General features: G+C 45.6%; 8 protein-coding genes. 2 read left to right on the top strand and 6 right to left on the bottom strand.

All coding sequences use genetic code 11. The features are described 5' to 3' along the window. A partial coding sequence (locus CAG68_RS09610) for a DUF2884 family protein (protein ID WP_161441046.1) occupies window positions 1-439 on the top strand: 439 nt, incomplete at its 5' end. Between the two features lie 90 nt (window positions 440-529). Here the strand turns inward: CAG68_RS09610 and CAG68_RS09605 are convergent. Beyond that, window positions 530-3,076: an Ig-like domain-containing protein gene (locus tag CAG68_RS09605; RefSeq protein ID WP_053304077.1), complete on the bottom strand. Its 2,547-nt coding sequence runs from the start codon at window positions 3,074-3,076 to the stop codon at window positions 530-532. Between the two features lie 378 nt (window positions 3,077-3,454). Between CAG68_RS09605 and CAG68_RS09600 the strand changes: the two genes are divergently transcribed. Then, complete coding sequence (locus CAG68_RS09600) at window positions 3,455-4,819, top strand: sodium-dependent transporter (protein WP_005391763.1); 1,365 nt, start codon at window positions 3,455-3,457, stop codon at window positions 4,817-4,819. 104 nt (window positions 4,820-4,923) lie between these two features. Here CAG68_RS09600 and CAG68_RS09595 read toward each other — a convergent pair whose 3' ends face one another. The 5 genes from CAG68_RS09595 to CAG68_RS09575 all read right to left on the bottom strand — a co-directional run. After that, complete coding sequence (locus CAG68_RS09595; protein ID WP_005380289.1) at window positions 4,924-5,115, bottom strand: DUF4250 domain-containing protein; 192 nt, start codon at window positions 5,113-5,115, stop codon at window positions 4,924-4,926. Further along, window positions 5,115-5,321 (bottom strand): YaeP family protein, encoded by a 207-nt coding sequence (locus CAG68_RS09590; RefSeq protein ID WP_005391765.1) that lies wholly within the window; start codon window positions 5,319-5,321, stop codon window positions 5,115-5,117. The genes CAG68_RS09595 and CAG68_RS09590 overlap by 1 nt, the downstream gene beginning before the upstream one ends. A gap of 111 nt (window positions 5,322-5,432) precedes the next feature. Beyond that, entirely contained in the window at window positions 5,433-6,101 is a 669-nt protein-coding gene (locus CAG68_RS09585) for a tellurite resistance TerB family protein (protein ID WP_005380291.1), read from the bottom strand. A gap of 177 nt (window positions 6,102-6,278) precedes the next feature. Further along, a complete protein-coding gene (locus CAG68_RS09580) occupies window positions 6,279-7,994 on the bottom strand; it encodes a proline--tRNA ligase (RefSeq protein ID WP_017820763.1) in 1,716 nt (571 codons plus the stop codon). Window positions 7,995-8,105: 111 nt separating this feature from the next. Next, window positions 8,106-8,460 (bottom strand): TrmO family methyltransferase domain-containing protein (locus CAG68_RS09575; RefSeq protein ID WP_202599907.1); only part of this gene is annotated, 355 nt, incomplete at its 5' end.

Below are 8,460 nucleotides of genomic sequence, written 5' to 3'. Positions count from 1 at the left end.
TGTCGCGGAAAGCCTAGACGCACCTGGCGCGTTTGATAACGTCAAAGTCGCAGTACAGGACTTTTTCGCTGATGTTGAATCACGTTACTACAAAGATGGCGATTTCATTCTACCAGCGGAAAGTTTTGAGTCCATGACACAAGGGTGGACTGAAGACTTTGCAAAAGCACAAGAGATCTTCAATAAAGAGTTTTTAGCGAGTTCGTTGGATGCTTTATCGAAAAAAATGAAGGAAGAGGGAGGGATAAACCTCACTGCATTATCAGAGAGTATGGCTGAACTCAGCGCGAAAGTAGAAGAGCGTTTAGCCGAGCATTCAAAAGAGGTAGAACAACAAGCAGAAGACTTGTGCGATTCGCTGGATGACATGGCAGGGCAAGAAAACGATCTGTTGAAGAAAATCCCTGAGCTAAAAGATTACCGAGTATTTACGATTTAATTACTCATTAAAAAGCAAAAACTCGATGAGATAAAGAAAGAGAGCACTATTGTGCTCTCTTTGCGTTTTACTCGCTTATTCTTTGATAGCTTATTGCGCATTCATCTCGGTGAGTTTATCGCCGACAGGTTTTGAGAAGTTAAAGCCATCATGCTGATCCCAGTTGATAGACCATGTCATTACTCCTGCATAATTCGGGTAATGGTACGCTGGTTTTACGGTGCCACATGAAGTGCCTTTGGTTAAACAATCTAGTGCGTTGATAATATTCTGTGTTGGAGCCTGCCCTGAATTTGCCGAGCTAGGACCTGAAGGTAAACCGATTGCGACTTGATCATCGCGCAATGGTGCAAATTGAGTGCCGTCGGCCAACTCAAAACCTTCGATAAGCATTTTAGATTGCGCTACCATCATATCCACAGAGCCTTCTGGTGCACTGCCTGGCAGGTATGGGTTTGGCAAACCGCCGTTGTTATATAACTGGACGTGAAGCAAGTCGAGCGTGCTGCGTGTCTCGTTTATCACAGGAATGTAAGCTCCCCAAATACCGCTGTAAGCCACATAGCCGCCTTGAACATAAGGGTGCTCAGGCGCCATGGTTAGGTACATATCTCCACCCATGTTTTGCTCTATTTGAAGCAAAGCACGACCAAGGCGAGCTTGAATTTGCGAGCCATGAACTAAGTTAGAACCACTCTCTAAATCCACATCTAGACCATCAAAGCCCCACTCAGCGATAAGACCTGTTAGGCTAGAGACAAAGTTGGCTTCATCTTGGTCGGTATTCAGCGTAATCGTGCCTTCTGCGCCGCCAAGAGAGAGAACAAACTTCTTACCTTTAGCTTGAAGCGCTGCCATGTCCTGCTTGAATTGTGTTGGATCGAGTGCTGGACAATCGCTGTAAATATCGCCTGAATATAGATTAAAGTGCACAGTGCCATCACTGTTGCGATCATTTTCAGCAAAGGCAATATCAATCACATCCCAAGCATCTGCCATATCTGCTAGACGAATTGGACAGCCCGCACCATTTACAAAATTGTGCCAGTAACCGATGAGTTTATGGCGTTTCTCTACTTGCTCAACCACCGTTATTGCTGCGGCGTCAGACAGTGCATTGCTTCCTGACAAATCCACAGCTTGGGCGCTAACTGTAAAGTTACCAAGTGCAGTTGGTGTCCAGTTGGCTGTGTAAGGTGCTGTGGTATCGGTTGCAACAATAGAGCCGTTGATCATGAAATCAACGTGTTTAATGCCTGAAGTTAAAGACGTTGCATCGGCGCTTAATGCGAGACTTTTGCCTAATCCGACGGTTTGACCGCTGCTTGGTGAAGTCAGAGAGACGACCAAATCTTTATCGCTGACTTCCACACCAACCAGGGACTCTGACGTGTTGTTATCATTATCGGTTGCGACGGCTTTAAGCTGGTTAGCGCCAATAAGTGTGGCGTTCCAAGTAACGGAATATGGCGCTTGAGTGGTGACCCCTAAGCTGGTGTTGTTCGCAAAAAACTCAACTTGCGTGACTGTGCCATCAGCATCGCTTGCGTTTGCCGTGATTTCGTTATTGCTGCCAGCGAGCACGACTTGTCCATCCGTTGGTGCCGTAATGGTAACTTGCGGTGGTGTCGAACAAGCACCTAGGCCACTCCAAGCATCTTGCCAGTATAGCCCTTCACCAGGCTCGTAAGCCCATGTCGCATCCGAGGAGCACCAACCAGCAACATCACAACGATATTTTTGGTTGAAGTGAGAAATCAGGTCGCCAGCTTGATAACTTGTGCCTGCCACATAAGGTACTGCATCTGCACATCCGCCCGTTCCGGTTTCTGAATTACTAATAACCAGCGCTACTTCTTGGCTCATCGTTGCGAGGTTTGTATCATCAGTCGCTTGTGCTTTGAACGAGTATGTACCTGGACTAGCGGTCCATTGATATTCGTAAGGTGCGCTAGTATCAATGGCGACAGATTGATTGTTTACGAAGAACTCAACTTGTGTGACCACACCATCAATATCGTCAGCTTGAGCGGCTACGGTTAGGTTATCGCCTACATTAAGCACTTCTGTGCCTACTGGGCTTGTCAATGAAATGCTTGGTGGCGGTAATTCGACTTGTGGTTGAACTTGGATAGAAATCGTCGTGGTGCTAACAGCTCCCTCATTATCTGTCGCAATTGCGGTCAATTGCGAGATCCCTTCAATAGCGGTCCAAGAAGCTTCGAATGGTGCTTGAGTTACCACAGCAACGGTTTGGTTGCCTGCAACAAACTCAATTTGTGTGATTTGGCCATCTTCGTCAGTTGCGTTGGCTAACAAAGTGATCGCACTGCCTTCGGGAATTTGTGCGTTGTTTATTGGAGAGGAGAACGACACCGTTGGTGATAAATTGTTGCTTCCACCATCACATTGCCCTAACGCTTTCCATGCTTCCCAAGATCCTGAGTTGGTCACGGGATCATTGCCTTGCGTCCAATATGCAGCCTCATAAGCGGCTCCTTGCGTTTTTACTAAAGCGCCCGATGTATAAGTCGCAGTGCTGTCCCAGTCGGGTAAACTTTGACAGTTATAGGCTTGAGCTTGGTAGCTGGCGCTGAGTGCTACAACCATCGCTCCGTGAAGTAGGGTGACCTTCATTTTCCTCTCCTTGAATCATGGGTATAAATGAGAACAGAGTAATAACTAGCTGATAAATAGACATTAGGGGGAAAAAGCGAAGCACAATATTCTGCTTTTCGACACAGTATCACGAGGAACAGTTCGTCCCTTACACCAGAGCTCATTATTTTTCGGCTCACTTCACGGCAGAAGGATTGGTAAAATTCAGCCACGTAAAACGAACAACAGTCGCGAGGCTTTTGAGCGATGAATATGAGATGTACGTTAAAATTTACAAGCTGAATGACTACAAATTGTTTCAACTGTCGAGGATTTAACCGAGGTGCTCTTGTTGAATAGTGAATATTGCTATAGTGTACTAGTTAGCTAGTTCAATGATATTTTTGTGTGAGTAGTATGACACAGCAAACCTCTTCTCAGCCTCGCGAGCATTTTGGCTCTCGTCTCGGGTTCATCTTAGCTGCCGCAGGTGCCGCAGTTGGCCTTGGCAATATTTGGGGCTTCCCAACTCAAGCAGCCAGTAATGGTGGCGGTGCTTTCCTGTTAGTTTATTTGGTGATGATTCTTATCGTCGCATTTCCGATGCTGGTGGTTGAAATGGCGATTGGTCGCCATGGTCAAGCCAACCCTGTAGACAGTATGCGTGCAATCACAGATAACCCTGCCGGTAAAAAGCTCGGCGGCATTGTGGGTTGGATTGGTTTAAGCGTACCAAGCGCTGTCTTAGCGTTTTATTCAATTGTTGGTGGTTGGTTGATCTGCTTTTTACTGGGTGCAATCACAGATCTAATGGGGTTAGAAGCTGCAACTCAATGGCTAAAGGGCTTTAGTGTTGAACGTAACTTGTTCGGAACCATTACTTTTTATGTACTGACGATTCTCATCGTACAAGGTGGCGTAAAACAAGGTATTGAGAAGTGGTCCACACGTTTGATGCCAGCATTGTTTGTTTTGTTTGCTCTGCTATTTGCTTACATCATGACGCAAAACGGTGCGATGGAAGGTCTGAAACATTACCTAGTGCCGGATTTTGAAAAGGTATGGGACCGCAAGTTGATTCTTGCTGCAATGGGACAGGGCTTCTTCTCGCTTACGATCGGTGGCTGTTCAATGCTGATTTATGGCTCTTACTTGAGTAAGAAAGAGAACCTACCAAAGATGGCGATGAACGTGACCATGGTAGATACTGCCGTTGCTTTCATTGCAGGGTTAGTGGTGATGCCAGCGATGTTTGTAGCAATGCAAAAGGGCGTTCAAATCTATGCAGAAGATGGCTCTCTCTTAAGCTCAGATACGTTAGTGTTTACGGTATTGCCACTAATGTTTGATAGTTTAGGTTTGCTTGGTCAATTATTCTCTATTGTGTTCTTCTTATTGTTGACGATTGCGGCGCTAACGTCTTCCATTTCAATGTTAGAGTGTCCAGTGGCTTTAGTGAGTGAGCGCTTCAATACTAAGCGCAGCGCAACGAGCTGGGTTTTAGGTGGTCTCATTGCTTTGTTCAGTGTGGTGATTGTTTATAATTTTGGTGCTCTATTTGGTATGGTCGCGACGGTTGCTACTCAGTATCTACAACCAACCGCTGCGCTCTTATTCTGCTTATTTGGTGGTTGGGTATGGAATCGCAACTCAAAAATCAAAGAGCTTGAGCAAGGTTGCCCGGAGTTTACGCAAGGTTGGTTTGGTAAGTTATGGCCTGCGTATGTGAAGTTTGTATGTCCAATTCTTGTGGCGACAGTCATCTGGGCTTCATTTGGCTAACCGAGACGTCTATCGAATAAAAGAAAAGGGCTTGATGGTAACTCATCAAGCCCTTTTTCATATTGGTTATTCTCGTTTCGGTTATCCGCCAAGCATGGTGTGGATTAACGGAATTGTCCTGCTTCTGGAAGAAAGTCAAAACCAGCAGAAGCCAGTTTTGTCTCCAGTGCTGTGCGCTCGATATCGAAGAAAGCCACCAGTTTGTCCAGATCACCTCCGAAGTCATCGCGTAGCTTCATATTCACAATGCTCATCAGCATGACAGGGTCCATGGATTCAAAGTTCGCTAGATTCATTACTTATCCTCAAAATCTGAAATCAGTAGGTTTGCCGCAGCAAATGCCGCTTTTTCACGCACTTCTTTAGGCAGGGACTCATCCGCTGCAACATCGTTCAGTGCTTTAACTGCACATGAAATTGCTTGGGGAATATAAGCTTGATCGCCACTACCAATCTGAGCATAAAGCTCACGAACCAGTTCACAACAGCCGTATACTTGCATGTTTTCTTTCCACTAAATGATAACTTATCTCAATATACACACAGCGGATTTGAAACTCAAAGTACAGAGTTGTTTTGGCTCAAGTTGAAGGTTTGCTTGAGCGAGATTTAATCACTGCATTTGTGCTTCTAACTGCTGAGTGACTTCTGGTGAAAGTTGAAGTTGTTTTGCTAGTTCTTGCAGATACGCTTTTTCCATAAAGTTTTGTTCATCAGCGACGATCAAAGACGCCAGGTAAATTTCTGACGCTTGTTGAGGAGAGGTCGCCTGATTAGCAATTTCAGCAGGATCAAGCGGTTTGTTTAACTCTTGCTGAACGAGGTGACGAACGTGCTCATCTGCGCCCATATCCGCGAGAGCTTGTTCAATGCGCGCCATTTCCTCTTCATCAACGTGACCATCAGCTTTTGCAGCTCCAATCATTGCTTTTAAAATTAAGACACTGTGTTTACTGTCATCGGGGTCAAAGGTTTCTTGAACACCTTGACCGGATTGCTTGGCTTGCCAGTCGTTATACACTTTGTAGGCCAAGGCTCCAAGCGCAGCTGCGCCACCGACTTTTAATGCGCTTGACCCTATTTTTTTAGTCATTTTTTTACTTTTCTTTGAGCCCATCAGCATACCGATGAGGCCTCCGCCTACAGCACCTGCTCCTAGCGTTTTTAGGCTACTTGAATTTGATGAGGATTTGATGTTGTTGGTTTGTTTGCCCAATGCATCTGCACCTTGCTTAAGTAAGTCTGATTTGAGTGCTTGGTTTAGAAGACTTTTTAAATCCATAACTGACCTCCTTTAGATGATGAAATCAGTTTAATAGCAAGAAGCTGAACCAAAGATTAACAAAGTGAATAGTTCGAAAAAGGTGGAGGGGGGCGTTGAGCTGTAATAAAAAGGGCTGACCGAAGCCAACCCTTTTTAACTATTTGAAACTACCTCAAATGCGAACTCGTCTAGTGCTTACTTTAGTTGAGCTTTTACGTGCTCAACAATGTCAGTCATTGCGACTGCTGTTTTCTCACCAGTAGCACGGTTCTTGTATTCGAAGTTGCCTTCTTTCATTGAGCGGTCACCGATAATAATGGTATGCGGTACACCAATAAGCTCCATGTCAGAGAACATTACGCCTGGGCGTTCTTTACGGTCGTCAAATAGCACTTCGATGCCCATTGCTGTTAGCTCAGCGTACAATTTCTCAGCGGCTTCTTTCACTTCTTCTGACTTGTGCATGTTCATTGGAACGATCGCTACCTGGAATGGTGCGATTGCATCTGGCCAGATGATGCCGTATTTGTCGTGGTTTTGTTCAATAGCAGCCGCTACTACGCGAGTGATACCGATACCGTAACAACCCATTTCTAGGATGACGTTCTTACCATCAGGACCCAGTACACCACAGTTCATCGCTGCGGAGTAAGCGTTACCTAGTTGGAAGATATGGCCAACTTCGATACCACGCTTAAGCTGGATAATGCCCTTGCCACATGGGCTTGGGTCACCTTCCACAACGTTACGTAGGTCTTCAACTTGACCAAGCTCTACATCACGACCCCAGTTAATACCGAAGTAGTGTTTGCCATCGATGTTCGCGCCCGCACCGAAGTCGCTCATTACCGCAACGCTGCGGTCAACAATGAACGGCAGTTTAAGGCCAACAGGGCCTAGTGAACCAGGGCCTGCACCGATAAGCTCACGAATTTCTTCTTCAGATGCCATTTCCAATGGAGCTGCAACCTGAGGAAGGTTTTCTGCTTTCACTTCGTTCAGTTCATGATCACCACGAATAATAAGCGCGATGATTGGCGTATCAACTTCGTCAGATGCTTTCACAAACAGTGTTTTCACTGTTTTTTCAATTGGTAGTTCGAACTGCTCAACCAATTCAGCGATTGTTTTCGCGTTTGGCGTATCAACCAACGTCATTTCTTGTGTTGGTGCCGCAGCCTCAGAGGCTGGAGCTAGTGCTTCTGCTTTTTCAATGTTTGCCGCGTAATCTGACTCGCTAGAAAATGCGATGATATCCTCGCCGCTTTCAGCCAGTACGTGGAACTCTTGAGAGCCGCTACCACCGATAGCACCGCTATCTGCAAGTACAGGACGGTAATCCAGACCCATGCGATCGAATGCTTTACAGTAAGCATCGTGCATTGCGTCGTATGACTTTTGTAGGCCGTCTTTATCAATGTCAAAGCTGTACGCATCCATCATTGAGAATTCACGTGAACGCATTACACCGAAGCGTGGACGACGTTCGTCACGGAATTTGGTTTGGATTTGGTACAGGTTTAGCGGAAGCTGTTTGTAAGAGCTCACTTCATTGCGAACAAGGCTAGTGATCACTTCTTCAGCGGTTGGGCTAAGTACAAACGGACGAACATGACGGTCAGTAAAGCGAAGTAGCTCAGGACCCATCTTTTCGCTGCGGCCTGTCTCTTCCCATAGTTCAAACGGCTGAACAACGGGCATCAAAGTTTCGACTGCGCCTGCATTGTCGATTTCTTGACGAACGATGTTTTCGACTTTACGCAGTACACGTAGACCAGTAGGTAGCCAGGTGTATAAACCTGAAGCCAGCTTACGGATCATACCTGCACGTAGCATGAGCTGGTGGCTCACTACTTCTGCGTCGTTTGGAGTCTCCTTCAGAGTAGAAAGAAGATAATTACTGGTACGCATTAAATTTATCCGTTTATTTAAGTTAGATACTCAAGCTTGAATAAGCAGGAGTATGGGAGTTCCCTAAAGGGAAATTTGTTAGCCGTCTATAATATCAGCCAATTGCGTTTGTCAAAAGCTTTCAATAGCGGTAACCGTTATTAAGTTGCTTGTTGCTGTGAACTTTACGTTCAAGTCGAACAAATTTACCGCATATTCTTTGTCGTCCGGCTTGTTTTTCTTATATGCAGGGCGAGGATCTTGTGCCAGAACTTGTTCAATGACTGATCTTACATAGTCAGTATCGGGTCGATTTTCTATCGTTGCTAATGCTTGAGCAGAAAAGGTGACTTGTGACTTTTCTGGTTCTTGGTCTGCGTATCCGCCTTGTGCTTCCGAAATAGAATCCGAATAGGGAATATAAGGCTTAATATCCACAATCGGTGTCCCATCCACGAGATCTACACTGCCTAAATCAAGATAGATT

Origin of the sequence: Vibrio sp. V42_P2S4T144 (assembly GCF_009904715.1) — a bacterium.
GTDB classification, from domain to species: Bacteria; Pseudomonadota; Gammaproteobacteria; order Enterobacterales; family Vibrionaceae; genus Vibrio; species Vibrio alginolyticus.
Note: the sequence above shows the minus strand (reverse complement) of the source record. Positions and strands in the feature narration are given on the sequence as shown.

What these genes read in the sequence shown, in the direction of transcription:
- CAG68_RS09600 (WP_005391763.1), top strand. Translation starts at nt 3,455, where the DNA reads ATGACACAGCAAACCTCTTCTCAGCCTCGCGAGCATTTTGGCTCTCGT.
- CAG68_RS09595 (WP_005380289.1), bottom strand. Translation starts at nt 5,115, where the DNA reads ATGAATCTAGCGAACTTTGAATCCATGGACCCTGTCATGCTGATGAGC.
- CAG68_RS09605 (WP_053304077.1), bottom strand. Translation starts at nt 3,076, where the DNA reads ATGAAGGTCACCCTACTTCACGGAGCGATGGTTGTAGCACTCAGCGCC.
- CAG68_RS09585 (WP_005380291.1), bottom strand. Translation starts at nt 6,101, where the DNA reads ATGGATTTAAAAAGTCTTCTAAACCAAGCACTCAAATCAGACTTACTT.
- CAG68_RS09580 (WP_017820763.1), bottom strand. Translation starts at nt 7,994, where the DNA reads ATGCGTACCAGTAATTATCTTCTTTCTACTCTGAAGGAGACTCCAAAC.
- CAG68_RS09590 (WP_005391765.1), bottom strand. Translation starts at nt 5,321, where the DNA reads ATGCAAGTATACGGCTGTTGTGAACTGGTTCGTGAGCTTTATGCTCAG.